A 26,957-nucleotide genomic window follows, 5' to 3' on the forward strand; every position below is an offset into this window, starting at 1 on the left:
TTCCCGAAACCGGGCTCCGACCCGGTCCGCAGCATCGAAGGAGTGAGCAGCACATGAGCACGCCCTACCCGTTCACCGCTGTCGTCGGCCAGAGCGACCTGCGCCTGGCGCTGCTGCTGAACGCCGTGAGCCCGGCGGTCGGCGGTGTGCTCGTGCGCGGCGAGAAGGGAACCGCCAAGTCCACCGCCGTACGGGCCCTGTCGGCCCTGCTGCCGCAGGTGGACGTGGTGCCCGGGTGCCGTTTCTCGTGCGCGCCCGGCGCGCCCGACCCGGCCTGCCCCGACGGCCCGCACGAACGGGGGCCCGGCGGCGCCCGGCCCGCCCGGATGGTGGAGCTGCCCGTCGGCGCCTCCGAGGACCGCCTCGTCGGCGCCCTGGACATCGAACGGGCCCTCGCCGAGGGCGTGAAGGCCTTCGAGCCGGGGCTGCTGGCCGACGCGCACCGCGGCATCCTGTACGTCGACGAGGTCAACCTGCTCCACGACCACCTGATCGACCTGCTGCTGGACGCGGCCGCGATGGGCGCCTCCTACGTCGAGCGGGAGGGCGTCTCGGTGCGCCACGCGGCCCGGTTCCTGCTCGTCGGCACGATGAACCCGGAGGAGGGCGAGCTGCGCCCTCAGCTGCTCGACCGGTTCGGGCTGACCGTGGAGGTGGCCGCCTCCCGCGAGCCGGCCCAGCGCGTCGAGGTGGTCCGCCGCCGGCTCGCCTACGAGGACGACCCGGCGGGCTTCGCGACCCGCTGGGCCGGTGACGAACAGGACGTGCGCGCCCGGGTGGTGGCCGCCCGGGCGCTGCTCCCGCAGGTCTCGCTCGGCGACACCGCACTGCTCCAGATCGCCGCGACCTGCGCGGCCTTCGAGGTCGACGGCATGCGGGCCGACATCGTGATGGCCCGCACGGCCACCGCGCTGGCCGCCTGGGACGGCCGGACCGCCGTGCGCAAGGAGGACGTGCGGCAGGCGGCGCTGCTGGCGCTCCCCCACCGGCGGCGGCGCAGTCCCTTCGACGCGCCCGGCCTCGACGAGGACAAGCTGGACGAGATCCTGGACCGCTTCCCCGACGAGGAGCCGCGGGACGAGCCCGACCCGGAGCCGCAGGGCCCCGACGACGACGGTCCGCAGGGCGGCCCCGACGGCGGGGGCGGCGGGGTGCCCCCGCGCGGCGGCGGGGACGGGACGGCCGACACGGGCGACGGGGCGTCGCCCGCTCCCGACGCCGCTCCCGACGCCTCCGACGCGCCGCCCGCCCCCGACGGGGACGACGCGGCGCAGGGCCCCGAACCGCGGCCGGACCGCGGCGGGGACGGGGCGGCCGGGCCCGAGCAGGCCGCCGTGCGGGCCGCGGAGCCGTTCCGGACCCGGATGCTGAGCGTGCCGGGCCTCGGCGAGGGCGCCTCCGGGCGGCGCTCGCGCGCCCGTACCGCCCACGGCCGGACCACCGGGGCGCAGCGCCCCCGCGGCCACCTGACGAAGCTGCACCTCGCTGCGACCGTCCAGGCCGCCGCCCCGCACCAGAAGGTCCGCGGCCGCAGCGGCCGGGGGCTGATCGTGCGCAAGGACGACCTGCGCCAGGCGACGCGGGAGGGCCGCGAGGGCAACCTCGTGCTCTTCGTCGTCGACGCCTCCGGGTCCATGGCGGCCCGCCGGCGCATGAGCGCGGTCAAGGGCGCCGTGCTGTCCCTGCTCCTGGACGCCTACCAGCGCCGGGACAAGGTCGGTCTGATCACCTTCCGGGGGTCTGCCGCGGAGCTGGCGCTGCCGCCCACCTCCTCGGTGGACACGGCCGCCGCCCGTCTGGAGCAGCTGCCGACGGGGGGCCGCACCCCGCTGGCCGCCGGGCTGCTGATGGCGCACGAGGTGCTGCGCGTCGAGCGGTTGCGCGACCCCTCGCGCCGGCCGCTGCTGGTGGTCGTCACCGACGGCCGCGCCACGTCGGCGGGCGGCGCCGGGGACCGGTCCGGCGCGGCCCCCCGCGATCTCGCGGCGCGCGGCGCCCATCTGCTGCGGGCCCAGGGCGTCGCGTCCGTGGTCGTGGACTGCGAGTCGGGTCCGGTCCGGCTGGGGCTGGCCGGGGAGCTGGCAGCCGACCTCGGCGGGCCCGCCGTCACCCTCGACGGGCTGCGGGCCGACTCGCTGGCCGGGCTCGTGAAGAACGTACGTACATCCGTGACGTCCGCCGCCGGGTCACACCGCGGCGGCAACAGCAACCACAGCCACAGGAGGGCCGCGTAATGCCGCAGGGACAGCCGTCCGTCGTACCGGACGACGGACTCACGACGCGCCAGCGCCGCAACCGCCCGCTCGTCTTCGTCCACACCGGACCGGGCAAGGGCAAGTCGACGGCGGCCTTCGGGCTGGCGCTGCGGGCCTGGAACCAGGGCTGGCCGATCGGGGTGTTCCAGTTCGTCAAGTCGGCGAAGTGGAAGGTCGGCGAGGAGAACGCGCTCAAGGTGCTCGGCGCCTCCGGCGAGGGCGGCTCCGTCGTCTGGCACAAGATGGGCGAGGGCTGGTCCTGGGTCCAGCGGGACGCGCAGCTCGACAACGAGCAGGCGGCCAAGGAGGGCTGGGAGCAGGTCAAGCGGGACCTGGCCGCCGAGACGCACCGGCTGTACGTGCTCGACGAGTTCGCGTACCCGATGCACTGGGGCTGGATCGACGTCGACGAGGTCATCGAGGTGCTGCGCGACCGGCCCGGTACCCAGCACGTGGTGATCACGGGGCGCAACGCGCCCGAGAAGCTGCTGGAGTTCGCGGATCTCGTCACCGAGATGACCAAGGTCAAGCACCCGATGGACACCGGCCAGAAGGGCCAGAAGGGCATCGAGTGGTGACCTCGCTCCGCATTCCCCGGCTGGTCGTCGCCGCCCCCTCCTCCGGCAGCGGCAAGACCACCGTCACGACGGGCCTGATGGCCGCGTTCTCGGAGCGCGGGCTCGCCGTGTCCCCGCACAAGGCCGGGCCCGACTACATCGACCCCGGTTACCACGCCCTGGCCACCGGCCGGCCGGGCCGCAACCTCGACGCCTTCATGTGCGGGCCGGAGCTGGTCGCTCCGCTGTTCGCGCACGGGGCGGCGGGGTGTGACCTGGCCGTGGTCGAGGGCGTGATGGGGCTCTACGACGGGGCCGCCGGCCGGGGTGAGCTGGCATCGACGGCGCAGGTCGCGAAGCTGCTGCGGGCGCCGGTGGTACTGGTGGTGGACGCGTCCTCGCAGTCGCGGTCGGTCGCGGCGCTGGTGCACGGCTTCGCCTCGTTCGACCCGCTGGTGCGGCTGGGGGGCGTGATCCTCAACAAGGTCGGCTCCGACCGGCACGAGGTGATGCTGCGGGAAGCCCTGGAGGAGGCCGGCATGCCGGTCCTCGGTGTCCTGCGGCGCGCTCCGCAGGTCGCCGCGCCGTCGCGGCACCTGGGACTGGTGCCGGTCGCCGAGCGGCGGGCCGATGCCCTGGCCTCGGTGGCGGCCCTCGCGGAGCAGGTCCGGGCCGGGTGCGACCTCGACGCGCTGATGGCCCTGGCCCGTACGGCCCCGGCGTTGGACTGCGAGCCGTGGTCGCCGCAGGCCCCGGCGGTCCCGACGGGCCCCGGCCGGCGGCCGGTGGTCGCGGTCGCGGGCGGTCCGGCGTTCACGTTCTCCTACGCCGAGCACGCGGAGCTGCTCACGGCCGCCGGGGCGGAGGTGGTCACCTTCGACCCGCTCCGGGACGAGTCGCTGCCCGAGGGGACCGCCGGCCTGGTGATCGGCGGCGGTTTCCCCGAGGTGTACGCGCCCGAGCTGTCGGCCAACCAGCCGCTGCGCGAGGCGGTCGCCGCCTTCGCCGCGGCCGGCGGGCCGGTGGCCGCGGAGTGCGCCGGGCTGCTGTACCTGGCCCGGTCGCTGGACGGGAAGCCCATGTGCGCGGTGCTCGACGCGGACGCGCGGATGTCGGAGCGCCTGACGCTGGGCTACCGCGAGGCGGTGGCGCTCTCCGACAGCCCGCTGGCCGCGGCCGGGGCCCGGCTGCGCGGGCACGAGTTCCACCGGACGGTGATCGACCCGGGTGCGGGAGCCTCGCCGGCCTGGGGCTTCACGCATCCGGAACGCCGCGTTGAGGGCTTCGTACAGGGCGGTGTGCACGCCAGCTACCTGCACACGCACTGGGCGGCGGCGCCGTCCGTGGCCCGCCGCTTCGTGGAAGCCTCGGCGCGGGCCCGGTGAGAGCGCCCGGCTCACTCCGCGAGGCCCACCACCAGCCAGATCCCGGCCACTCCGCCCACGGTGCACAGCAGCGTGGACAGCGCGGGGTGCCTGTGGTGCGCCTCGGGCAGGATCTCTGCGGCGGCGAGGTAGAGCAGGACGCCGCCGAAGAAGCCGAGGTAGGCGCCGAGCGCCTCCTCCGGAAGGGTGAACAGCAGGGTGGACGCCGCGCCGACCACGGGCGCGGCGGCGTCCGCGAAGAGCATCAGCAGCGCTTTGCGGCGGGCGTTGCCGTAGAGGCTGGTGAGCGTGTACGTGTTGAAGCCGTCGGCGAAGTCGTGGGTGATGACGGCGATGGCCACGGCGACGCCCATGCCCCCGCCCACCTGGAAGGCCGCGCCGAGGGCCACGCCGTCGGCGAGGCTGTGGGCGACCATCGCCGCCGCGGCCGCGAGGCCCACCTGGGGGACGCGGGCTCCGTCCTCGGCCCCGTGGGCGGCCTGCCGGACGGCCAGCAGGCGCTCCATGACGTGCGCGACCAGGAACCCGGCCACGAAGAGCAGCAGGGCGAGCGGGACGCCGAACACCTCGTGCCCCGCCGCGTGCACGGCCTCGGGGAGCAGGTCGAGGCCGACGACGCCGAGCATGAGCCCGCCGGCCAGGCCCAGCACGAGGTGGCGGCGGTCGGTGACGCGCTGCGCCGTCCACCCGCCCGCCAGGGTCATCAGGAACGCGCCCAGCGCCACGATCACGGCCATGTGCCCCTGGATACCGATTCCCCGGCCCGCGCGCACGTCCGCGCCCGGGTCGCGGGCAGCGCCGTGTTGACGACCGGCCGCGGCGGGCGCTCCGGTTGTGGGAGGCGCTCCGGTTGTGGGAGGCGCTCCGGTTGTGGCGGCGGGGCGGGCGGTCCGGGGTGTGGCGGGCGGCGGGTGACGGGCGGCGGTGGCCGCGGCGGTGACAGGTGGGCGGGACCCATGACGACGGAGGGAGGATTCCGGTGGGCGAGTACGTGACGCAGGTGGTGGTCGGGGTCGGCGGGCGCGCGGGGGTCTCCGTGGCGGAGGTCTGCGCCCTGGTCGAGGAGACGCTGCGCGGGGCCGGGCTGGCCGCGGCGTCGGTGACGGCGCTGGCGACGGTGGAGTCGAAGGCGCAGGAGGCGGGGCTCGTGGAGGCGGCGAAACGATTCGGCGTCCCCCTTCTCGGCTACTCCGCCGACGAGTTGGCCGCGATCCCCGTGCCGCATCCCTCGGAGGCCGTGCGCGCCGCCACCGGGAGCCCTTCCGTGGCGGAGGCCGCGGCGCTCGCCGCCGGCGGGGAGCTCCTCGTACCGAAGCGCCGGTCGATGGCGGCGACCTGCGCGGTGGCCGCGGCCCCGGCGCACGACCTGCGCCACCACGGGGACGCGGAGGTGCGGGACACCGGCTCCGACGTGGTCGACCTCGCGGTCAACGTACGGTCGGACACCCCGCCCGAGTGGCTCAAGCGGCGGCTCGCCGCCTCCCTCGACGACCTCGCCGCCTACCCCGACGGCCGGGCGGCGCGCGCGGCGGTGGCCGCCCGGCACGGGCTGCCGGCCGAGCGGGTGCTGCTGACCGCCGGCGCGGCGGAGGCCTTCGTGCTCGTGGCGCGCGCCCTGGGAGCCGTACGGCCCGTCGTGGTGCATCCGCAGTTCACCGAACCGGAGGCGGCGCTGCGGGACGCGGGCCGGCGGGTGGAGCGGGTGCTGCTGCGGGCGGCGGACGGTTTCCGGCTGGACCCGGCGGCGGTGCCGGAGGCGGCGGACCTGGTGGTGGTCGGCAACCCGACCAACCCGACGTCCGTCCTGCACCCGGCGCGGACCCTGGCCGCCCTCGCCCGGCCGGGCCGGATCCTCGTGGTGGACGAGGCGTTCATGGACGCCGTCCCGGGCGAACGGGAGGCGCTGGCGGGGCGGACGGACGTGCCGGGGCTGGTCGTACTGCGCAGCCTCACCAAGACCTGGGGGCTGGCGGGGCTGCGGATCGGCTACGTGCTGGCCGAGCCCGAGGTGATCGCGAAGCTCGCCGCGGCGCAGCCGCTGTGGCCGGTCTCGTCCCCCGCGCTGGTGGCGGCCGAGGCCTGCCTGGCACCGGCGGCACTGGCCGAGGCGCAGGAGGCGGCGCGGCGGACCGCGGTGGACCGGGAGCACCTGCTGGCCGGCCTCGCCGAGTTCGACGAGGTCACGGTCGCGGGGGTGGCGGAGGGACCGTTCGTCCTGATCCGGGTGGAAGGGGCCGCGGAGGTACGCACCCGGCTGCGCGCCCTCGGTTTCGCGGTGCGGCGCGGGGACACCTTCCCGGGGCTGGACGGCTCCTGGCTGCGGCTGGCGGTGCGCGACCGCGCGACGACGGGCCGGCTGCTCCAGGCGCTGGACCGCGCGCTGAACCTGGCGGGCCGCGGCTGACCACCCCGGCGGGCGGTGCGGGTTGGGGGGAGCGGTGTTCCGGTGGCCGCGGAGGGCGAACGTGTCACCCGGACGGGCGCCTACGATGGCTGTTCGGACGGTGCCGGGTGAGGATCCCCGCATCGCGATGTCGGGGGTGGGAATGAAGGCACCGGCCAGAACCGCCACGGCCCTGGCCGCGCTGCTCGTCGTGGGCGGAGGGATGTACGCCGCGCCGCGCCTGCTCGGTTCCGCGCGCGGTCCCGCCGCGGAGCAGGTACTGCGGGAGGAGCCCGGAGCGGGCCGGTCCGCCGCTGCGGAGAGCGCCGCCGCCGCTCCGGCCGGGAAGCCGTTCACCCTGGTGGCGACCGGCGACATCATCCCGTACCCCTCCATCGTCCAGCGCTCGGCGGACGATGCGGGCGGCGGGGCCGGAGGGTACGACTTCCGGAAGATACTCGCCGGCGTCAAACCCGTGGTCTCCGCCGCCGACCTGGCGATATGCCACCACGAGATACCCTACGGACCCCCCGGCGGGCCCTACACCGGGTACCCGACGTTCAAGGCCCCGCACCAACTGGCCGACGCCCTCAAGGACGCCGGGTACGACAGCTGCTCCACCGCCTCGAACCACACGCTGGACGCCGGCTACGACGGGCTCGTCCGCACCCTGGACCACCTCGACCGGGTCGGCCTCCCCCACGTCGGATCGGCGCGCAGCGCCGAGGAGGCACGGGCCCCGGCCCTGCTCTCGGCCGGCGGCGCGACGGTCGCCCAGCTGTCGTACACATACGGCACGAACGGCATCCCGCTCCCCCCGGACAAGCCCTGGGCCGTCAACCTCATCGACCGGGACCGGATCATCGCCGACGCCCGCGCCGCCCGGGCTGCCGGCGCGCACGTCGTGGTCCTGAGCATCCACTGGGGCACGGAGTGGCAAACCGCTCCGGACCAGCAGCAGACCCTGCTGGCACAGGAGTTGACGGCCTCCCGGTCGGCCGACGGCCTCGCCGACATCGATCTGGTCCTCGGCACGCACAACCACGTGCCGCAGCCCTACGAGAAGATCAACGGCACCTGGGTGGTCTACGGCATGGGCGACCAGGTCGCCAGCTTCGTACCGGCCGACAAACTGCGCGGCAACCAGTCCTCCGTCCCGCGCTTCACCTTCGCTCCTGCGGCGGGACGCCCGGGCCGCTGGGAGGTGGTCAAGGCCGAGTACCTGACGCAGTACTCGGACATGGGACCGCCGTTCCGCGTCGTCTGCGCCTCCTGCTCGGCCGGTGACGGTGCGCTCGCGGCCGGCAAGCGGAACGAGTACGCCCGGATCGACCGGCAGGTCACGGAGGCCGTGCTGTCGCGGGGCGCGGCCGGCCAGGGTCTGGAACACGCCACGCGCTGAGCGGGTACGGGAGCCGGACGAGAGCCGGACGGGAGCCGGACGGGAGCCGGACGGGAGCCGGACGGGAGCCTCCGGCCGCTGCGCCGCCCCGGACCCGCCGCGTGCCACCGCGCCGCGCCGCCCGCCGCTCAGCCGAGCACTCCCCTCCAGGTGCTCCGGCGGGCGGCGGGCGGGGGCCGTGTCCGCCGCCTACGAGGTCCGGCCGCGCCGGGTCACGACCAGAGCGGCCCCTCCGATGCCGAGCAGGACCAGCGCCCCGCCCGCGACGTACGGGGCCGGGGAACCGCCGCCGGTCTCGGCCAGGTTGGCCTCGGTGGCGGGGCCGCCGGTCCCCGCGGTCAGGCCCGTACCGGTGCCGGTCTGCGGCTTGACGTCCGGCTCCGCGGACGGCGCGGGCGCGGGGCCCTTCGGCGACTCGCAGTGCGCCTCGGCCAGGACGATCTCGCCCTCCACCTGGGCGACGTTCAGGTTCAGCGGGTTCACCGACACCTTGAGGCGCAGCGCGGTGGCCGCCGCCGTGTCGGAGGTGGTGCGCGTCGCGGAAAGCTCCAGGCTGACGACGCCGACCCCGGGGACCTCGACCTTGGTGGGGCCGCCGGCCGTGAGCGTGGTGCGCTTGCCCAGCGCGGTGACCGTACCGAGGACGTTCGAGACGGCCACCGGCTTCTTGCCGACCTCGCAGACGGCCTTGGAGGTGACCTTCTCCACCTCGATGAGGGAGAGCAGCGGCAGCCCGGGCACATGGACGGAGGCCTTCGCCAGGTTCGCCTCCGCCTCGGCGCGGGTCCGGTCCGCGGTGGCCCTGGACGTGGCCACGTCGGCGCGCAGGACACTGACCGGCTTGCCGCCCTCGACTCCGTCGAGCTTGACCGTCAGGGCCGTCTGCTCCGCCGTCGCGGGTGCGCTGACCTCGTTGAGGGTCGCCTTCAACGGCACGTGCACGGTCTTGTTGAGCAGGCCCACGTCCAGCCCGGCCCGCAGGACGACGGCGCCGGCCCTGCCCTCGCCCCCGCCTCCGGTGGCGAGGGCGGGCGGGGCGGTGAGCAGGGCGACCGCTCCCGTGGCGAGCAGGACGGCCGCGGGCATGCGGAAGGAGTTGCTGTTCAAGATGGTGGAACCCCCGGGGAGATGGGTGCCGTCGCGTCGCCAATGGGGGACATCGCGCGCCACGGCCTCGACCCGGGAATCTTTACGCACGGAGAGTGAACGGGCGGCAGCCTGCAGTGAGTTCACCCCAAAGGGTGGTTTCCACGCATGTATTCGAATCGTCGGGCCCCCTGAGGAACTCCCGTTCCCTCCCGTCACGCGCAATCCCGCGATCGGGCCCGTGACGGGCAGGGACAACGATCGCGGCCCCGCCGACGTCACGCCTCGTCAACACCGTGCACGACCGGAGAGGGGAGGGGAGGGGAGGGGAGGAGCGGGGGCGGGCCCGGGGCGGGGGCGGGCGGCCCTCCGGCCGCGCGGTGCGCGGGCCGGTCCGCGCGGCGGGTGCCCCGCCCGCCCGCTCAGGCCCGTACGCCGCCGTTCACGACGACCCGCAGCGGCTGCGCCAGCGCCCGTACGTCCTCCCGCGGGTCGGCGGCGTAGACCACGAGGTCCGCCGGCGCCCCCTCGGTCAGGCCCGGCCGGCCCAGCCACGCCCGCGCGCCCCAGGCCGTCGCCGAGAGGGCCTCCAGCGGCGGGATGCCGGCCTTCACCAGCTCCGCGACCTCCTGCGCGACGAGGCCGTGCGGCAGCGAACCCCCCGCGTCCGTGCCGACGTACACGGGCACGCCCGCGTCGTAGGCCGCCCGGACGGTGTCGTAGCGGCGCTCGTGGAGCCGTCGCATATGGGCCGACCAGCGCGGGAACTTCGCGTCGCCGCCCGCCGCGAGCTTCGGGAAGGTCGCGATGTTCACGAGCGTCGGGACGATCGCCACCCCTCGCTCCGCGAACAGCGGGATGGTGTCCTCCGTGAGGCCGGTGGCGTGCTCGACGCAGTCGATGCCCGCCTCCACCAGGTCCCGCAGGGCGTCCTCGGCGAAGCAGTGCGCCGTGACCCGGGCGCCCAGCCGGTGCGCCTCGGCGATGGCGGCCTCGACCTCGGCGCGAGGCCAGCAGGCCGTGAGGTCCCCGGCGTCCCGGTCGATCCAGTCGCCGACCAGCTTCACCCAGCCGTCGCCGCGCCGCGCCTCGCGGCCGACGTACTCGACGAGGTCGGCGGGCTCGATCTCGTGGGCGTAGTTGCGGATGTAGCGGCGGGTGCGGGCGATGTGCCGGCCAGCTCGGATGATCTTGGGCAGGTCCTCGCGGTCGTCGATCCAGCGGGTGTCGGAGGGGGATCCGGCGTCGCGGATGAGGAGGGTCCCGGCGTCGCGGTCGGCGAGGGCCTGGACCTCGGCGGTGGCCGCGTCGACCGGGCCGTGCGCGTCCAGCCCCACGTGGCAGTGGGCGTCGACGAGGCCGGGCAGGACCCAGCCGGTCACGGTGGTGGTCTCGCGGGCCGTGCGCGGGCGCTCGTAGGAGACCTTCCCGCCGATCACCCAGAGCTCGTCGCGGACCTCGTCGGGCCCGACCAGTACGCGGCCCCTCACGTGCAGGACGTCCTGCGGGGCGGCGCGGTGCGACACGTCGTACGGCACGTCGTGCGGAGCGGCATCGGTCATGGCGGCACTGTACGTGCGTGCTCGGTACGCTCTCCCGGTAACCCCCGGACGAACCGGTGAACCCGGACGAAGAGAGCACCGCCGTGACCCACCCCCTCCTGGACCTGCCGCCGCTGACCGCGGAGCGCTTCGCGTCGATCGAGCGCGGGGTGGCCGAACTCCTCTCCACACGGCAGGACGTGGTGATCACCCAGGGCGAGGCGCTGCTGCCGCTGGAGGGGTGCATCCGGTCGGGCGCGCGCCCCGGTTCCACGGCCCTGAACGTCGTCACGGGCCCTTACGGGACCACCTTCGGCAACTGGCTGCGCGACTGCGGGGCGAGCGTCGTGGACCTCGCCGTCCCCTTCGACACCGCCGTGACGGCGGAGCGGGTCGCGGACGCGCTGGCCGAGCGCCCTGAGATCGACTTCGTCTCGCTGGTCCACGCGGAGGCGGCGACCGGCAACACCAACCCCGTCGCGGAGATCGGCGCGGCCGTACGGGCGCACGGTGCGCTGTTCATGCTGGACGCGGTGGCGTCGGTGGGTGCGGAGCCGCTGCTCACGGACGCGTGGGGCGTGGACCTGTGCGTGATCGGCGCCCAGAAGGCCATGGGCGGCCCGGCGGGGGTGTCCGCGGTGTCGGTGTCGGACCGCGCGTGGGACCGCTTCGCGGGGAACCCGGCGGCGCCGCGGCGCTCGTACCTCTCGCTGCTGGACTGGAAGGAGCGCTGGATCGACGCCGGCCGCACGGTGCTGCCGCACGCGCCGGCGCAGTTGGAGATGCTGGCCCTGGAGGCCTGCCTCGACCGGATCGCCGCGGAGGGCATGCCGTCGGTGACCGCCCGGCACGCGGCCGCGGCGGCCGCGACCCGCGCGGGCGCGGCCGCGCTGGGGATCGCCCCCTTCGTCGGCGAGGTCGCCGCGGCCGCTCCGGTGGCGACCACCCTGCGCGTCGAGGAGGCCTCCCTGGTGGTGGCGAAGGCCCTCGCCGCGGACCCGGACGCGCCGCTCGCCGCGGGCGGCGGTGCGCTGGCCCGCGAGATGGTCCGGGTCAACCACTACGGCCGGGCGGCCTCGCTGCCCGCGGTCCGGGCCTCCCTGACGGCGCTCGCGACCGCCCTGGGCACGGGGCCGGACGCGGCCCTCGCCGCGGCGGACTCGGCGTGGGGGACGACGCCGCGCTGACCCCGCGGGCGGGCCCGGGGCGGCGGGCCGGAACCGGGCGCTGACCCGGCACCGGACGACGCCGCACTGGCCCCGCCGTGGCCCCCGCCCGGGGGCCGGCGCGGGGCCGGGGCCCCCGGTCCGGCGGCGGCAGGGTCGCCGCGTCACCGGTGGGTCGCCGCGTCACCGGGAGGGTCCCGTCAGCCGTCGAGGGCGTCCAGCAGCCGGTCGACGTCCGCCTCCGTCGTGTAGAGGTGGAACGAGGCGCGCAGGGTCCCGCCGCGCGCGGCCGTGGCGATACCGGCCGCCTGCAGGGCGGGCTGCCGGGCGGCGAGGCCCGGCACGGAGACGATGGCGCTCGCACCGGGTACGGGCTCGTGCCCGAGGCGGGCGAGGCCGGCCCGGTAACGGGCCGCCAGGGCGGTGTCGTGGGCGTGCACGGCCTCGATGCCGACCCGTTCCAGCAGCGCCAGCGAGGCCTCGGCGGCGTGGTAGGCGAGGAAGGCCGGCGACTCGTCGAAGCGCCGGGCGCCGCGGGCCAGTCCGGGCATCGGCCCGTACGTGGCGTCCCACATGGACTCGGCGGCCACCCATCCCGCGTGCAGCGGGGTCAGCGTGTCCTGGGCCTCCTCCGAGACGGTCAGGTAGGAGGCGCCGCGACCGCCGAGCAGCCACTTGTACCCGGCGGTGACCGTGTACGCGTAGGGCGACGCGTCGAAGGGCAGCCAGCCCGCGGCCTGGGTGGCGTCCACCAGCATCCGGGCCCCGTGCTCCGCGGCCGCCGTACGGATCCCGGCCAGGTCCGCCACGCGCCCGTCCGCCGACTGCACGGCGCTGAGCGAGACGAGGGCGGTGCTGGGGCCGACCGCCCCGGCCACCGCGTCCAGCGGTACGAAGCGGACCTTGAGGTCGCCGCGCACCACAAAGGGGTTGATCACCGAGGCGAAGTCGCCCTCGGGGCAGAGGACTTCCGCGCCGGCGGGGAGGGAGGCCGCGACCAGGCCGACATGGGTCGCCACGGACGAGCCGACCGCCACCCTCCCGGGATCGACCCCGACCAGCCGGGCGAAGGCGGCGCGGACCCGGTTCGCACGGTCGAAGTCGCCGAACCCGGCGGGCAGTCCGGCCCCGGCCGCCTCGGCCAGGTCGCGTACGGCCGCGACGGCGGAACGCGGGAGGATCCCGCAGGTGGCGGTGTTGAGGTAGACGGTGGAGTGGGCGAACTCGGCACGGGTCGCCTCGGCGAGCGCAAGATCCATGCTCTCCACTCTGCGCCAGGACGCCCCCAAAGTCCATTGCCGAGCCAGGCAGGCCTCCCCAAAGGATTCCTTATACCTGCGGGACGGCACACGCCTCGTCGGGCGCGCACGCCTCGGCCGCGGGCGCCGGCTCGGCCGCCGCCTCGCGGCCGGACCAGGCCTGCTCAAGGGCCCGGGTGAACACCTCGGCGGGCTGCCCGCCGGAGATCCCGTAGCGGCGGTCGAGGACGAAGAACGGCACGGCGTTCGCGCCGAGTTCCGCGGCCTCGCGCTCATCCGCCCGCACGGCGTCGGCGTATGCGGAGCCATCGGCGAGGACGGCGCGCGCCTCGGCCTCGTCCAGCCCCGCTTCGACGGCGAGCCCGACGAGCACCTCCGGGTCGAAGACGGACCGCTCCTCGGCGAAGTTGGCCCGGTACGCGAGGTCGAGCAGCTCCTCCTGCCGGCCGCGGGCGGCAGCCAGGTGCAGCAGCCGGTGCACGTCGAAGGTGTTCCCGTGGTCGCGGCCCTCGGTGCGGTACCCGAGGCCCTCGGCCCGGGCGGCGGCCGCGACGTGCTCCTCCATCGCGCGCGCCTCGTCCAGGGTTCGGCCGTACTTCTCGGCGAGCATCTCCACGACGGGCAGCGTGGCCCTGCGGGGGCTGTTCGGGTCGAGCTCGAAGGACCGGAAGACGACCTCCACCCCGTCCCGGTGCGCGAAGGCGGCCAGCCCCTCGGTGAAACGGGCCTTGCCGATGTAGCACCACGGGCAGGCGATGTCGCTCCAGATCTCGACGCGCATGTTTCTTCTTCTCTCCGGGTCGGGTCAGGGGTGGGCGGCAAACCGCTTGCCGCTTCAACCATCCGCCGGAACATCCCATTCCCCGGAGCGGAGCACGCCCCGCCCGGCCCGTTCCCCACCCCGCCGCCCGGGTACGCCTCCGCCCCGGTGCGGCGGGGGCGCGTGCCGGGGCGGGGCGGCGGGGGTTCCGCTGAACGGGCTACGGCTGGGGCGGGCGGGTGTCGCCGCCGGCCGGGGGCTGCCGCTTGCCGATCTGGTCGTTGATCTTCTGCTGGGCCGTGTCCACCTGGCTCTGGTACTTGTTCCGGGTCCTCGCGTCGAAGGCGTCTCCGGCCTTCTCGACTCCCTGGCGAGTCTGGTCGGGGTGTCCCTTGATCAGGTCTTTGAGCTTGTCGAGCATGGACATGGAAGGTCCTCTCTTCTTCTCTGGCCGTCCCCCCAGCGTGACACCACTGGGCCCGGGGGGCACCCCGGGCCTGAGCGCGGTCACTCCCCCGGCGCGGGTACGACCGTCAGCCACAGGGTCCGGTGGGAGCCGGAGCGGGGGGCCGCCGGGTCCTGCCTCCAGCCGAGGGCCGCGTAGAAGGCCTGGGCCCGGAGGTTGTGCTCGTAGACCTCCAGGCGGACCCGCCGGACGCCGGCGCGCCGCCAGGCGTCGAGGCAGGCCGCGTGCAGGGCCGCGCCGGTGCCCCGGCGCCAGTGGTCGGGGTCGACGTGCAACTGGGTGAGGGTGGTCTCGCCGTCCTGGATGCGGAAGGCGGCGACCCCGGTGACCCGCCCGTCCCGTTCGGCGCACAGGACGCCGCCGTCGGCGGCGGAGCGGCCGACGGCGGCTGACCAGCCCCGGCGGGCCCCCGCGAGTCCGTTCTCCGTGGAGTACCAGTCCTCCGCGTACCGGCCCCGGTAGTACGTGGCCCGGGCCCGGGTGTGCAGGACGGCTATGGCGTCGACGTCGTCGGCGTGCGCGGTGCGGATCACGGGAGGGGGAACGCGCCGGGAACCGCGGCGGTTCCCGGCGCGCTCGCCCACGCCCGGCGGTTCCCGGCGGTTCCCGGCGCGCTCCCCCGGGCCCGCGCGGCTACTTCTTCAGCCAGGCCTGCATCATCTTCTGCGCGATGGGGGCGGCGAGCTTGCCGCCGCCGATCTCGGACCGCTCTGCGCTGGAGTTCTCGATCACGACGGCGACGGCGATCTGCTTGCCGTTCAGCTTGCCGTACGAGGTGAACCAGGCCAGCGGCGCGAGGCTGTTGCCGACTCCGCGCTGGGCGGTTCCCGTCTTGCCGCCCACTTCGGCCCCGGGCACCAGCGCGAGCTTGCCGCCCCCCTCGACCGCGACGGTCCGCATGGCGTCCTGGATCATCGAGGCGGTCCTGGCGCTCACGACCTGCCGGGACTCGGGGTCGTCGAAGCTCTCCAGCACGTCGCCTCCGGCGTCGGTGACCTCGGAGACCATGTGGGGGGCGACGAGCTTGCCGCCGTTCTCGACGGCGGCGGTCACCATCGCCATCTGGAGCGGGGTGGCCTGCACGTCGAACTGGCCGATACCCGTCTGCGCGACCTGGTCGACCGACATCTTCTTCGACGGGTACGTGCTCGGCGGGTTGGTGCGGACGGGGGTGTCGATCCGGACGTTGAAGCCGAACTTCTCGGCCGTCGCCCGCATCTTGTCCTGGCCCAGCTGGGAGGCGAGTTGGGCGAAGACGTTGTTGCAGGACAGCTTCAGGGCCGTGCGCACCGACACGTTGGCACAGGCGGCGGACCCCGCCTCGCTGGGCAGCAGGGTGCGGGTGCCGGGGATCGTGTACGGGTCGGGGATGCCGGTCGGCCGGTCGAGGTCGCTGACGAGGCCGTTCTCGATGGCGGCGGCGAGCGTGACGAGTTTGAAGGTGGAGCCCGGCGCCTGCGGTTTGCGCAGCGCGACGTTCTCCATCGCCTTGCCGCGGTCGGCCGAGAGCTCCTGCCAGGCCTCCGCGTCGTTGGCGCCGGCGATGCGGCCCGGGTCGAAGGAGGGGTTGTTGACCACGGCGAGGATCCGGCCGGTCTCGGGGTCGATGGCGACGGCGGCTCCCTGCTTGCCCTGGAGCGCGTCGTAGCCGGCCTTCTGCACGTCCCTGTCGATGGTGGTCACGACGTTGCCCGGATCGGCCCGTTTGTTGGTGAGCATGTCCATCACCGTCTTCAACCGGCTGTCGGAGCCGTTGAGGACGTTCTTGTAGACGCCCTCCAGCATGCTGGTGCCGAAGGCCTGGGAGCTGAATCCGGTGACCGGCGCGTAGAGCGGACCGTCGACGTACGTGCGCTTGTACCCGAAGTCCTTGCCGCCCGTCCGCTCCGAGCCGGTGACCGCCTCCCCGCCCACGATGATGTTGCCCAGCGGGTTCTCGTACTGCCCGATGAGGTTCCGCCGGTTGTTCTTGTCGTCTGCGAGGGCCTGGCCCTGGTATGCCTGCACCCAGGTGACGCGGACCAGCAGGGCCACCACCAGGAGCAAACAGAAGACCGACGCACGCCTGATCGTCTTGTTCATCCCCCGGAAGGACGCCCCAGCCGCCCCAGCCGTTCCGCTGTGCCCCGATTGTGGCGGAGTTCTCAGCTTTTCTTCATACGAGCCGCGTCACCCCCGCCGCCCCCGCACCCCGCCTCACACCCGCCGCGTCACCACCGACAGCCGGTCCCGTGCCTCGAAGAGCGCCGCCTTGATGGCCCGCTCGTGCCCCGCCGTCAGCCGGGCCACCGGAACCGAGCAGCTCAGCGCGTCCCGCGCCGGCGTCCGGTACGGCACGGACACCCCGAAGCAGCACAGTCCGAGGGTGTTCTCCTCCCGGTCCACCGCGTAGCCCTGCTCCCGCACCATCGCCAGCTCCTCCACCAGCTGCTCCCGGTCGGTGATGGTGTGCTCGGTGACGGACTCCAGCCGCGGCGGCAGCAGCCCGCGCACCTCGTCGTCCGTGTGCGTGGCCAGCAGGGCCTTGCCCAGCGCCGTCGAGTGCACGGGCAGCCGCCGCCCGACGCGGGTGAAGGGGCGCAGGTAGTGCTGGGACTGGCGGGTCGCCAGGTACACGACGCTCGTCCCGTCCATCCGCGCCAGGTGGATGGTCTCCGTCGTGTCGTCGGAGAGCCGGTCCAGGGTGGGGCGGGCGGCGGCCACCACCTCGTCCCCGTCGATGTACGAGCTGCCGACCAGCAGCGCCCGTACGCCGATGCCGTACCGGGTGCCGGTCGCGTCCGTCTCCACCCAGCCGAGCCCCACCAGCGTGCGCAGGAGCATGTACAGGCTGGACTTGGGCAGGCCCAGGTCGTTCTGGATGTCGGCCAGGCTGTGCCAGCCGGGCCGCGCCGCGAAGTGCTCCAGCAGCAGGACCGTCCGCACCGCCGATTTGACCGGCGCCGCCTGAACGGCGCTCCCCGACTCGGTCGTCGTCATACGCCGGCTTCCCCTCTGGTCGCCTCTTGTCACGCGGAGGACGCGGAAATAGAGTCCGCAGCAGATGTGATCATTCATCCACCGGAACGGCGTTCAGAATACTGAACGATCCAGGAGGCAGTGGCCCATGACAGCGACCCCAGTCTGGAGTGTGGACCCCCGCACCGGGAAGCAGCGCGAGCAGGTTGCGGTGGAGGCCACACCCGGCGAGGTGGACGAAGCGGTACGCGCGGCCCACACCGCCCGCGGCGCGCTCGCCGACGCCGCCGTCCGGGCCGCCTTCCTGCGCGCGGCCGCCGCGCTGCTCGACGGAGGCGCCCACCGCGTGGTGGCGGCCGCCGACGCCGAGACGGCGCTCGGGCCGGGCCGCCTCACCGGCGAGCTGGCCCGCACCACCGGCCAGCTGCGCGCCTTCGCCGACGCCGTGGACGAGGGCTCCTACCTCGACATCCGGATCGACCGCGCGGACCCCTCCCTCACCCCGCCGCGCCCCGAACTGCGCCGCTACAAGGTGCCGCTGGGCGTGGTCGCCGTCTACTCCGCGTCCAACTTCCCGCTCGCCTTCTCCGTCCCCGGCGGGGACACCGCGAGCGCGCTGGCGGCCGGCTGCCCGGTGGTGGTCAAGGCGCACCCGGACCACCCCGCCACCTCCGAGCTGTGCGCCTCGCTGCTGCGGGAGGCGGCGGTCTCGGTGGGGCTGCCCGCCGACGTGGTCCGCGTGGTCCACGGCTTCGACGCCGGCCTGGAGCTGATCCGCCACCCCCTCGTGTCCGCCGCCGGGTTCACCGGCTCCGTGCGGGGCGGACGGGCCCTCTTCGACGCCGCCGCCGCCCGGCCCGTGCCCATCCCCTTCCACGGCGAGCTGGGATCCCTCAACCCGGTCGTGGTCACCGCGGCCGCCGCCGCGGAGCGCGCCGAGGAGATCGGTACGGGGCTCGCGGCCTCGGTCACCCTGGGCGTCGGCCAGTTCTGTGTGAAGCCGGGACTGGTCCTCCTGCCCGAGGGCCCGGACGGCGACCGGGTCGCCCAGGCGCTCACCAAGGCCCTCGGCGAGACCGGACCGGGGGTGCTGCTCGACCACCGGATGCGGGAGAACTTCATCGCCGGGGTGCGCGAGCGTTCCGCCCTGCCCGGCGTCGCCGCGCCCGTCGCCCCCGGCGACGGCGGGGAGCACACGGTCCGCGCCGGCTACCTGACCGTACCGGCCGCCCGGTTCCTCGGCGGCGCCCAGGACGAGGCGTACGAGGTCCTGCTGGAGGAGTGCTTCGGCCCGGTCACCGTCCTCGCGCGGTACGCCGACCAGGACGAGGCGGCCGCGGTCCTCGCACGGCTGCCGGGGAACCTCAGCGCGACCCTGCAGCTGTCGGCCGCCGAGACCGGGGGCGCGCCCGGCCCGGCCGCCGAGCTGATCGGGCAGGTCACGGCGCTGGCGGGCCGGATCGTGGTCAACGGCTGGCCGACCGGGGTCGCGGTGTCCCCGGCCCAGCACCACGGCGGCCCGTACCCGGCGGCGACCTCGCACTCCACCTCGGTCGGCGGGACCGCGATCGAGCGCTGGCTGCGGCCCGTGGCGTACCAGTCGGTACCGGACGCGCTCCTTCCGGCGGAGCTGCGCGAGAGCAACCCGCTGGGTCTGCCGCGCCGCGTGACGGGCGCCTGAGACCGCCGGGGGCGTACGGGGCCGTACGCGCGTCCCGGCCGGGGGCCGGACGAGCGTACGGGCTCCCGCCGAGGCGTACGACCCCCGGCGCGCCACCCCGCGGCCGGCCCGGACGGGCGTACGGCCCCCGGCGCCTCGCGGCCGGCCCGGACAGGGCGTACGGACCCGGCGCCCCGCGGCCGGCCCGGACGGGCGTACGGGCTCCCGCCGCGCCTCCCGCTAAACCCGTTGCCGCGCCCGCGGCCGGCACGGCAGGCTGCGCCGCATGCCGAGACCGCACGGATTCACGTACCAGCAGCACACCGACTCCTCCGTCGTCATCACCCACCGGGGCCGCGCCGCGACCACCCTGCGCGGCGGCCGGGCCGAGAAGTTCCTGGTCGAGGTGGAGTCCGGCGACGCGCAGCTCGTCATGGCCCGCTGGACCGGCGCGTACAAGTTCGGCAACGAGCGCACGGCGAGGAACCACCCGCGCAACCGCGGCTGAAACAACCCGCGCGGGCGGGGGAACGGCACAGCCCCTCCGGTCGTTCTCCGGGCATGACCGCTATGACCCCTGGATCCAACCTGCCGCTCGACACCACCCGCGTGACGGTGGACGTGGCCGCCCCCGTCCGGCTCGACGTCTCGGGACTCCTCCTCACGGCGGACGGCAAGGTGCGCTCCGACGCCGACTTCATCTTCTACAACCAGCCCTCCGGCCCCGGTGTCAGCCACCGGTCCGGCGGCGGTTCGGCGCCGGACTCCATCACGGTGGACACGGCGGCCCTGCCGCCGGGCATCGAGCGGATCGTGGTCACGGCCAGCCCCGACGCGGCCGGCCAGACCTTCCAGGGCATCGAGCCCACCGCCACCGTGCGCGGCGCGGACGGCGGAGCCGTGATCGCCACCTTCACCCCGCCGCAGCTGGGCTCCGAGACCGCGCTCGTCGTCGTCGAGGTCTACCAGCGCGGCGGCGTGTGGAAGGTGCGCGCGGTCGGCCAGGGGTACGCGAACGGCCTCGCCGGCATCGCCACCGACTTCGGGGTCTCCGTGGAGGAGGAGCCGGCCCCCGCCGCCGCTCCCGTCGCCCCCGCCCCGGTCACGCCCGCCGCGCCGCCGGTCTCCCACCCGGTCTCCCCCTGGCTCGGCGGTACGACGCCCACCCAGGCCCCGCCCGCCCCCGCGGCGCCCCCGGCGCCCCCCACCGCGCCCGCCACCGTCCCGCCCGGCGCGGGGAAGATCAACCTCGACAAGGGCCGGGTGAACCTCCAGAAGAACCAGACGGTCTCCCTGGTCAAGGGCGGCCGTCCGCTCCTCTCGCAGGTCAAGATGGGTCTGGGCTGGGAGCCGGCCTTCCGCGGCAAGGACATCGACCTCGACGCCTCCGTCATCGCCTACGGCCCCCAGCGCAACCACCTCGACAGCTGCTACTTCGGCAAGCTGTCCATCCTCGGCGGCTCCGTCAAGCACTCCGGTGACAACCTCACCGGCGACGGCGCCGGGGACGACGAGGTGATCGTGGTCGACCTCGGACGGCTGCCCGCAGACGCCACCGGCCTGGTCTTCACGGTCAACTCCTTCTCCGGTCAGAAGTTCAGCGAGGTGGCGAAGGCCTACTGCCGCCTCATCGACGCCGCGACCGGCGAGGAGCTGGTCCGCTTCGACCTCACCGGCGCCGAGCCGCAGACCGGCGTGATGATGGCGAAATTGATCAAGCAGTTCTCCGGCGAATGGGAGATGACGGCCCTGGGCGAGTTTGTGAAGTCGCGCACAGTGCGCGGCATGGTGAAGCCCGCCGCGCAGGCACTCTGAGCAGGTGGGCGGGCACACGGAGCCACCGACCGCCTCCCGGGGTGAGCGATTCCACCCCTGAGACGGGGAGGTGGGCCGGTGCCCGCCCGTAGCCTGGAAGGCATGCAGAAGTCATTCACCCCCGCGGGACCGGCCCGCCCGTCCGCCGCCGAGGCGAACGAGGCGATACGGCACCTCGTCGACGCCCGGGTGGGCGACGAGTGGCCCGCGGAGGCATACGAGTTCCTGCTCGCCGAGTGGGCGGCCGCCTCCGGTTCGGGCGTGTCCGCGGCCCAGTGAGGCGCGGACCGCGGCGGCCCCGCGGGGCCGCCGCCCGGGTCAGCGGCTGCGCCGCCACGGCCCGGTGACGGCCAGCAGGATGCCCGGGTCCTGGATGCCGGCGAACAGGGTGCGCCCGTCCGGGGAGAAGCAGACCCCGGCGAACTCGGAGTACTCCGGCTCCTCGGCCGTCCCGACGTTCAACTCGTTGCGCGCCAGCGGGTAGGTGCGGCCCGAGTCCGTCGCGCCGAACAGGTGCTGGAGGCCGGAGCCGTCCTCGGCCAGGATCAGACCGCCGTACGGGGACACCGTGATGTTGTCCGGCCCGTCGTAGCCGGCGCCCGCCGACGGGTCGGCGTTCACCCCGATCAGCACGGTCAGCCGTACCGTGCGCCGCTTGGGGTCGTAGAACCACACCTGGCCGTCGTGCGCGGCGCCCGGGCTCTCCCCTCGGGCGTACGAGGAGACGAAGTACGCGCCGCCGTCCGCCCACCACATCCCCTCCAGCTTGCGTCCCCTGGTCACGGCGTTCGCGCCGAACTGCTTGCGCACCGGCACGGTCCGCGCGTCGCGGTCCGCGACGTCCACCCAGTCGACCCCGTAGACGGTGCCGACGCGGGTGGCGCGCGAGAGGTCGTCCACGAACCGGCCCGAGCTGTCGAAGCACTTGGCCGCCTGGAGCGCTCCCGCGTCGGCCGCGAGCGTCCGGAGCTTGCCGCGCCCGTGCCGGAAGCCGCGGGGCGGGGTCCAGCGGTAGAACAGCCCGTTGGGGCCGGAGGCGTCCTCGGTGAGGTAGGCGTGGCCCTGGCGCGGGTCGATGACCACGGCCTCGTGGTCGTACCGGCCGAAGGCCTTGACGGGCCGCGGGTCGAGGTTGGCCCGGCGGTCGTGCGGGTCGACCTCGAAGCAGTAGCCGTGGTCCTTGGTCATGCCGTTCGTGCCGGCGAGGTCCGAGTTCTCCTCGCAGGTGATCCAGGTGTCCCAGGGGGTCGCCCCGCCCGCGCAGTTGGTGGACGTACCGGCGATGCCCACCCATTCGGCGACCTCGCCGCCGCGCCGCACCTCGACGACCGTGCAGCCGCCGGCGGCCGCCGGGTCGTAGACGAGGCCCTCGGCGGCCGGGACGGGGTGCGCCCAGTTCTCCCGCGGGCCCTTCAGCTCATGGTTGTTGACGAGGAGGGTGACGCCGCGGCGGCCCGCGAAGGCGGCCGTCCCGTCGTGGTTCGACGGGGTGCTCTCGCCGGACTCCAGCCTGGTCACACCGCTGCGGGTGAGTACGCGGTACGAGAATCCGGCGGGGAGGGCGAGCAGTCCGGCCGGGTCGGGGAGCAGCGGGCCGTACCCGGGCTCGCGGTCCCGCCCGTGCTCGTCGCGGTGCGTCCCTCCGTCGGCGGCGAGAGCTCCCGGCGCGGTGGCGAGGGCGCCGACCGTGCCGGTGAGGGCGATGCCCGCGCCGGCGAGGACGGTGCGGGAGGTGAAGTCTCTGCGGCTGAGCGGCATCGGGTCTCCAGGGGTGGGGAGGTGGCGCGCCTGTCGTGCGGTCGTCGGCGCACACGCTCCCGCCCGCACGTGAACGGCGGCTGAACTACCCACGAAGCCGCGCCGACCCCTTGCCGGTGCCGGGAATGGCCAAGTCCCGTCGGGGACTGGCGCGTTGTCACCGCCTCGGGGCCCTCGCCGCCCCCCGGGCGGTCAGGGCCGGCGCGAGCGTGCCTTGAAGGCGGCCTTGCGGGCCTCCTTCGCCGACTTCCGGTCCGGGTGCAGCCTCCCCATCGCCTCCAGGACGTAGGCCGTCGCGGGGTGCTCCACCCGCCACACCCGGTCGAAGAACTCGGCGTGCAGGGCGGTCAGGGACTCCATCAGGAGCGGCAGCTCGTCCGTCTCGCCGCCCGAGGCCAGCTGCGCGGCGATCGTGTCGACGGTCAGCCAGTACACCATCGCCGCGTCGGGCGCCGGTACGCCGCCCGCCCCGCGCTCGGCCAGCCACACGCGGGCGAGACCGCCGAGCTGGGGGTCGTCCAGCACCGCGCGGACCGCCGGCTCGGCCTCCGGTCCGGCCGGCGCCAGGGCCTGCTGGCAGCGCAGCCGGCGCAGCGGCGCGCCCTCGTCGTCGCCCCGGGCCGCGGCCAGCAGCTCGGGCACGGCGTCGGACGGGGGCCGGCCGGCCAGCCACTGCCCGATCTCGGCCTGGGCGGCGGCCTCCGGGTAGCGGGCCACGCCGTCGAGCAGCGCGTCGGCGCCCTTGTCGGCCAGGTCTCCGACGGCCGGTGCCTCGACCCCCGCCTCCAGCATCCGGGCGCGGATGCCGTACAGGCCGAGCGGGGTCAGGCGGACCATCCCGTAGCGCGACACGTCCTCGTCGTCGAGGTCGGCCCCGGCCGGTCCTCCGGCGGGCGGTCCCTCGGTGGCGGGCTCCCCGGCGAGCGGTTCCGGCGTGTGCGGGTCGCCGGTCTCCGCCATCAGCTCCTCGTCGACGGGCCGGAACTCCACCAGGCCGATCGGCTCCAACTGCCGGAACTGGTCGTCGAGCCGCATCATCGCGTCCGAGACCTGCTCCAGCACGGCGTCGGTCGGCTCCCCCATGCCGTCGGGCACGACCATCGACGCGGCGAGCACGGGCAGCGGAATCGGTCCGTCCGCCGCCCCGCCCCCGGTGGCGGTGAGCAGGTAGAGGTTGGCGAGGACCCCGTCGAGGAAGTCGGCCTCCTGGTGCGGGTTCCAGTCCAGCCGGTCGAAGTCGATCTCGCCGCCCTCGTCCAGCGCCTCGACGAGGTCGCCGAGGTCGGGCACGGCCGCGTCCGCGATCACGGTGTCCAGGGCGGTGAGCCACAGGTCGAGGACGTCGCCGGGCGCGCCGCCCGTCACCAGGGCCAGGTCCTCGCCGGGCGCGGCGGTGCCGAAGTCCGCGTCGTCGGCGGCGTCCGGGCTCCGGTCCTCCTCCGGCTCGGTCACGTCGACCAGACCGGTGTCCACGGCCACGCGCCAGGCCTGGCTCGCGTGCATCGGGGCGTCGGGGTCCTCCGCGCCGAGGCCGAGCGCTCGGGCGGCCTCGGGCAGCTGTGCGGCGACGAGTTCACCGCCGACGTCGACCCGTGTCCCGGGCCCGGCCCAGCGGGCCAGCCGTACGGCGCGGGCGAAGAGCGGGGCGCTGAGGGCCTCGCGGGCCAGTTCCGCATCGGAGTGCAGCCGTACCGGCGGCAGCGTGGGGTGCGGCTCTGCGGACATGGGGCGGTTCTCCTCGCGGGCGCGGTGGGGCGGGCGGTGACAGCCCGTCGGCGGGTGCGGCCGGCCGGTGGGCCCGGTCGGGACCGGGGCCGGTACGGCGTGCTGTGCCGGGAGGCCGGGCCGGGGCGGTCGTGCCGTCTTACGGCGACCAAGCGTAGACGCATTTCGGGCGTGCCCGGGGGGTCATCGCCTTTGGTTCATCCCACAGTCAGCTGTCGTATTCCCTGGAGGGCTTGACAACTTTGCTGGCAACCCAGGAAATTGACGCGCGTAGATGTATCGGTGGCCGTCGGCCGCCCGCAGATCTCACCGCGCCGCTCTTGCGCTGTTCCTCCGTTTCCCCCACCTCACACCGGAGTTCCCGCCCATGCGTTCCTCGCATCCCCGTACCGCCGCCGTAGCCGCCCTCGTCGCCAGCGCCCTGGCCACCGGCCTGCTCGCGGGCTCCGCCGACGCGGCCGAAGGCGTCGCGGCCGCCGATCCGATACGCATCCACGACATCCAGGGCAGCACCCGCATATCCCCCCTCAGCGGTCAGCAGGTCGCCGACGTCGAGGGCCTCGTGACCGGCGTGCGCACGTACGGCTCCCGCGGCTTCTGGATCCAGGACCCGGACGGCGACGGCGACGACGCCACCAGTGAGGGCGTGTTCGTCTTCACCGGCTCGGTCCCGACCGTCGCCGTGGGCGACGCCGTCAAGGTCTCCGGCACGGTCGGCGAGTACGTCCCCGGCGGCCTCAACTCGGGCAACCAGTCGGTGACCCAGATCTCCAAGCCGACGGTGACCGTGGTCTCCTCCGGCAACACGCTGCCGCAGGCCGCCGCGATCAACGAGTACACGGTGCCCGGTGAGTACGCCCCGGCCGGCGACCCGGCCGCCGGCGGCAGCATCAACGGCCTCGCCCTGGACCCCTCGCGCTACGCGCTGGACTTCTACGAGTCCCTGGAGGGCATGGACGTCCGTATCGGCACCTCGCGCGTGGTCGGCGCCACCGACCCGTACTCGGAGCTGTGGGTCACCGTGAAGGGCTGGGAGAACGCCGCCCGGCGCGGCGGCACCGTGTACGGCTCCTACGAGTCCCAGAACACCGGCCGGCTCCAGATCCAGCAGCTCGCGCCCGCCGCGCAGCAGCCCTTCCCGGTCGCCAACGTCGGCGACAGGCTGACCGGTACCACCGAAGGGCCCCTGGACTTCAACCAGTTCGGCGGCTACACCCTGGTGGCCCGTACGCTGGGCACGGTCCAGGCGGGCACCCTCGCCCCGGAGAAGACCAAGGCGCAGGCCGCGAACGAGCTCGCGGTGGCCACGTACAACGTCGAGAACCTCGACCCGTCGGATCCGCAGGAGAAGTTCGACGCGCTGGCGAAGGCCGTCGTGGAGAACCTGGCCTCCCCCGACATCCTCGCCCTGGAGGAGATCCAGGACGACAACGGCGCCAAGAACGACGGCACCGTCTCGGCCGGCCAGACGCTCGCGAAGTTCACCGCGGCGATCGCGGCGGCGGGCGGGCCCGCCTACCAGTGGCGGACCATCGACCCGCAGGACAAGAAGGACGGCGGCGAGCCCGGCGGCAACATCCGCCAGGTGTTCCTCTTCAACCCGGAGCGCGTCTCCTTCGTCGAGCGCGCCCCCGGCGACGCGGTGACGGCGACCGGCGTGGTCCAGGAGAACGGCAAGGCCGCCCTCACCCACTCCCCCGGCCGGATCGACCCGGCGAACCCGGCGTGGGCGGACAGCCGCAAGCCGCTGGCGGGCCAGTTCAGCTTCCGCGGCAAGTCGGTCTTCGTGATCGCCAACCACTTCGGGTCCAAGGGCGGCGACGAGGGCCTGACCTCCCACCACCAGCCGCCGGTGCGCTCCTCGGAGGCCAAGCGGCTGCTCCAGGCGCAGTCCGTGAACGGCTTCGTCAAGGAGATCCTGGCGGTCGAGAAGAACGCGAACGTCCTCGTCGTCGGTGACATCAACGACTTCGAGTTCTCGGCGACGACGGACGCGCTGGCGGACGGCGGGGCGCTGTACCCGGCGATCAAGTCGCTGCCGAAGTCGGAGCGGTACTCGTACGTCTACCAGGGCAACGCCCAGGTGCTGGACCAGATCCTGACGAGCCCGTCGATCAAGAAGTTCACGTACGACAGCGTGCACATCAACGCCGAGTTCGCGGCGCAGAACAGCGACCACGACCCGCAGGTGCTGCGCTTCCGTCCGTAGCCGCGCGGATCCCCCGGTCCGCCGGGGGATCCCCCCGACCGCAGAGGGCCCGGCCGCCGTCCCGGCCGGGCCCTCTGCCATGCCCGCGGCTCGGCGGGGGCGGCGCGGTCCGCGGAGGTGGGCGGGATGAGGCTTTCGGCCCTGGCGTGACGCTCGCCACATCCCTGCCCAATGGGCTGGTTGTGGTGTTGAGTGTCTGCCACGCCCGAGCTTGCCCCGCCTTGTACCGTCGGCCCCCTGGAGGACCGTGTGTTCCCCTCCATCTCCCTCGTCCAGGAGATCGGCCTCGCCGTCCTGCTCGTGGCCGCCCTCGTCCGGGTCGCCGGCCTCGGCCACATGCTGTGGGACAGCCGCTTCCACCAGCCGGAGCCGGCCGCCTTCGAGGGCCTGCCGGCCATCCCGGCCCAGCGCACGGCCGCGGCGCACCCGATGGAGTCGGTGGAGCTCACCGAGGCGGAGCAGCAGGCCTTCGCCGGCCTGGTCCGCACCCTCCCCCCGAACTGACCCGCACGCCGCCGGGCGCCCCGCGCCGGCCCGTACGCCGTCGAGCGCCCTCCCGGATCCCGGTAGGG

The 26,957-nt window shown here is 74.8% G+C and carries 23 protein-coding genes; 12 read left to right on the top strand and 11 right to left on the bottom strand.

Annotated elements, in window-relative coordinates; translation table 11 throughout:
* Positions 1 to 53: 53 nt before the first annotated feature.
* The 3 genes from ACFWUQ_RS17145 to ACFWUQ_RS17155 are packed head-to-tail and all read left to right on the top strand — an operon-like array spanning position 54 to position 4,197.
* Complete coding sequence (locus ACFWUQ_RS17145) at positions 54 to 2,234, top strand: putative cobaltochelatase (RefSeq protein WP_384538565.1); 2,181 nt, start codon at positions 54 to 56, stop codon at positions 2,232 to 2,234.
* Positions 2,234 to 2,833 carry a cob(I)yrinic acid a,c-diamide adenosyltransferase gene (gene cobO / locus ACFWUQ_RS17150; protein WP_384538567.1) on the top strand — a complete coding sequence of 200 codons (600 nt, stop codon included), beginning with the start codon at positions 2,234 to 2,236 and terminating at the stop codon, positions 2,831 to 2,833. The genes ACFWUQ_RS17145 and cobO overlap by 1 nt, the downstream gene beginning before the upstream one ends.
* Positions 2,827 to 4,197 carry a cobyrinate a,c-diamide synthase gene (locus tag ACFWUQ_RS17155; protein ID WP_384538569.1) on the top strand — a complete coding sequence of 457 codons (1,371 nt, stop codon included), beginning with the start codon at positions 2,827 to 2,829 and terminating at the stop codon, positions 4,195 to 4,197. Before cobO ends, ACFWUQ_RS17155 begins: the two co-directional genes overlap by 7 nt.
* A gap of 11 nt (positions 4,198 to 4,208) precedes the next feature.
* Here ACFWUQ_RS17155 and ACFWUQ_RS17160 read toward each other — a convergent pair whose 3' ends face one another.
* Positions 4,209 to 4,934 (bottom strand): ZIP family metal transporter, encoded by a 726-nt coding sequence (locus tag ACFWUQ_RS17160; protein WP_384538571.1) that lies wholly within the window; start codon positions 4,932 to 4,934, stop codon positions 4,209 to 4,211.
* Between the two features lie 242 nt (positions 4,935 to 5,176).
* Here ACFWUQ_RS17160 and cobC point away from each other — a divergent pair, with 242 nt between their 5' ends.
* Together cobC and ACFWUQ_RS17170 are read left to right on the top strand one after the other, a co-directional pair.
* Positions 5,177 to 6,601 (top strand): Rv2231c family pyridoxal phosphate-dependent protein CobC, encoded by a 1,425-nt coding sequence (gene cobC, locus ACFWUQ_RS17165; protein ID WP_384538573.1) that lies wholly within the window; start codon positions 5,177 to 5,179, stop codon positions 6,599 to 6,601.
* A gap of 142 nt (positions 6,602 to 6,743) precedes the next feature.
* Positions 6,744 to 7,982 (top strand): CapA family protein, encoded by a 1,239-nt coding sequence (locus ACFWUQ_RS17170; protein WP_384538605.1) that lies wholly within the window; start codon positions 6,744 to 6,746, stop codon positions 7,980 to 7,982.
* Positions 7,983 to 8,171: 189 nt separating this feature from the next.
* Here the strand turns inward: ACFWUQ_RS17170 and ACFWUQ_RS17175 are convergent, their stop codons facing one another.
* Together ACFWUQ_RS17175 and ACFWUQ_RS17180 are read right to left on the bottom strand one after the other, a co-directional pair.
* A complete protein-coding gene (locus tag ACFWUQ_RS17175; protein ID WP_384538575.1) occupies positions 8,172 to 9,089 on the bottom strand; it encodes an SCO1860 family LAETG-anchored protein in 918 nt (305 codons plus the stop codon).
* Between the two features lie 401 nt (positions 9,090 to 9,490).
* On the bottom strand, positions 9,491 to 10,630 hold the full coding sequence (locus ACFWUQ_RS17180) for an amidohydrolase family protein (RefSeq protein WP_384538577.1): 1,140 nt from the start codon (positions 10,628 to 10,630) through the stop codon (positions 9,491 to 9,493).
* A gap of 83 nt (positions 10,631 to 10,713) precedes the next feature.
* Here ACFWUQ_RS17180 and ACFWUQ_RS17185 point away from each other — a divergent pair, with 83 nt between their 5' ends.
* Positions 10,714 to 11,796 (top strand): pyridoxal-phosphate-dependent aminotransferase family protein, encoded by a 1,083-nt coding sequence (locus ACFWUQ_RS17185; protein WP_384538579.1) that lies wholly within the window; start codon positions 10,714 to 10,716, stop codon positions 11,794 to 11,796.
* A gap of 179 nt (positions 11,797 to 11,975) precedes the next feature.
* Here the strand turns inward: ACFWUQ_RS17185 and ACFWUQ_RS17190 are convergent, their stop codons facing one another.
* The 6 genes from ACFWUQ_RS17190 to ACFWUQ_RS17215 all read right to left on the bottom strand — a co-directional run bounded on the left by ACFWUQ_RS17190 (position 11,976) and on the right by ACFWUQ_RS17215 (position 17,239).
* Positions 11,976 to 13,034: an aminotransferase class V-fold PLP-dependent enzyme gene (locus ACFWUQ_RS17190; protein WP_384538581.1), complete on the bottom strand. Its 1,059-nt coding sequence runs from the start codon at positions 13,032 to 13,034 to the stop codon at positions 11,976 to 11,978.
* 70 nt (positions 13,035 to 13,104) lie between these two features.
* Positions 13,105 to 13,815, bottom strand: a complete 711-nt coding sequence (locus ACFWUQ_RS17195) for a DsbA family oxidoreductase (RefSeq protein ID WP_384538583.1) — start codon at positions 13,813 to 13,815, stop codon at positions 13,105 to 13,107.
* A gap of 199 nt (positions 13,816 to 14,014) precedes the next feature.
* A complete protein-coding gene (locus tag ACFWUQ_RS17200) occupies positions 14,015 to 14,221 on the bottom strand; it encodes an antitoxin (RefSeq protein WP_384538585.1) in 207 nt (68 codons plus the stop codon).
* An 80-nt stretch (positions 14,222 to 14,301) separates the two neighbouring features.
* Positions 14,302 to 14,793: a GNAT family N-acetyltransferase gene (locus ACFWUQ_RS17205; protein ID WP_384538586.1), complete on the bottom strand. Its 492-nt coding sequence runs from the start codon at positions 14,791 to 14,793 to the stop codon at positions 14,302 to 14,304.
* Positions 14,794 to 14,893: 100 nt separating this feature from the next.
* Positions 14,894 to 16,342 (bottom strand): peptidoglycan D,D-transpeptidase FtsI family protein, encoded by a 1,449-nt coding sequence (locus ACFWUQ_RS17210; protein WP_384538589.1) that lies wholly within the window; start codon positions 16,340 to 16,342, stop codon positions 14,894 to 14,896.
* 114 nt (positions 16,343 to 16,456) lie between these two features.
* Positions 16,457 to 17,239: an IclR family transcriptional regulator gene (locus tag ACFWUQ_RS17215; protein WP_384538590.1), complete on the bottom strand. Its 783-nt coding sequence runs from the start codon at positions 17,237 to 17,239 to the stop codon at positions 16,457 to 16,459.
* A gap of 127 nt (positions 17,240 to 17,366) precedes the next feature.
* On the opposite strand from ACFWUQ_RS17215, the gene ACFWUQ_RS17220 reads away from it, so the two are divergent.
* The 4 genes from ACFWUQ_RS17220 (at position 17,367) to ACFWUQ_RS17235 (ending at position 20,972) form a co-directional block, all read left to right on the top strand.
* Positions 17,367 to 18,899, top strand: a complete 1,533-nt coding sequence (locus ACFWUQ_RS17220) for an aldehyde dehydrogenase (NADP(+)) (protein ID WP_384538591.1) — start codon at positions 17,367 to 17,369, stop codon at positions 18,897 to 18,899.
* Positions 18,900 to 19,164: 265 nt separating this feature from the next.
* Positions 19,165 to 19,386, top strand: coding sequence for a hypothetical protein (locus ACFWUQ_RS17225; RefSeq protein WP_384538592.1), 222 nt, complete (start codon positions 19,165 to 19,167; stop codon positions 19,384 to 19,386).
* A 53-nt stretch (positions 19,387 to 19,439) separates the two neighbouring features.
* Positions 19,440 to 20,693, top strand: coding sequence for a TerD family protein (locus ACFWUQ_RS17230; RefSeq protein ID WP_384538593.1), 1,254 nt, complete (start codon positions 19,440 to 19,442; stop codon positions 20,691 to 20,693).
* Positions 20,694 to 20,795: 102 nt separating this feature from the next.
* The gene (locus ACFWUQ_RS17235; protein WP_384538594.1) at positions 20,796 to 20,972 is read left to right on the top strand and encodes a hypothetical protein; all 177 of its coding nucleotides are present in this window, start codon (positions 20,796 to 20,798) and stop codon (positions 20,970 to 20,972) included.
* Positions 20,973 to 21,011: 39 nt separating this feature from the next.
* Here ACFWUQ_RS17235 and ACFWUQ_RS17240 read toward each other — a convergent pair whose 3' ends face one another.
* Positions 21,012 to 22,451: an alkaline phosphatase PhoX gene (locus tag ACFWUQ_RS17240; RefSeq protein WP_384538595.1), complete on the bottom strand. Its 1,440-nt coding sequence runs from the start codon at positions 22,449 to 22,451 to the stop codon at positions 21,012 to 21,014.
* A gap of 192 nt (positions 22,452 to 22,643) precedes the next feature.
* Positions 22,644 to 24,176: a hypothetical protein gene (locus tag ACFWUQ_RS17245; RefSeq protein WP_384538596.1), complete on the bottom strand. Its 1,533-nt coding sequence runs from the start codon at positions 24,174 to 24,176 to the stop codon at positions 22,644 to 22,646.
* 367 nt (positions 24,177 to 24,543) lie between these two features.
* Between ACFWUQ_RS17245 and ACFWUQ_RS17250 the strand changes: the two genes are divergently transcribed.
* Positions 24,544 to 26,385 carry an endonuclease/exonuclease/phosphatase family protein gene (locus tag ACFWUQ_RS17250; protein ID WP_384538598.1) on the top strand — a complete coding sequence of 614 codons (1,842 nt, stop codon included), beginning with the start codon at positions 24,544 to 24,546 and terminating at the stop codon, positions 26,383 to 26,385.
* 249 nt (positions 26,386 to 26,634) lie between these two features.
* The gene (locus ACFWUQ_RS17255; protein ID WP_384538600.1) at positions 26,635 to 26,889 is read left to right on the top strand and encodes a hypothetical protein; all 255 of its coding nucleotides are present in this window, start codon (positions 26,635 to 26,637) and stop codon (positions 26,887 to 26,889) included.
* Positions 26,890 to 26,957 lie beyond the last annotated feature (68 nt).

Source organism: Streptomyces sp. NPDC058662 (genome assembly GCF_042716255.1).
GTDB lineage: Bacteria > Actinomycetota > Actinomycetes > Streptomycetales > Streptomycetaceae > Streptomyces.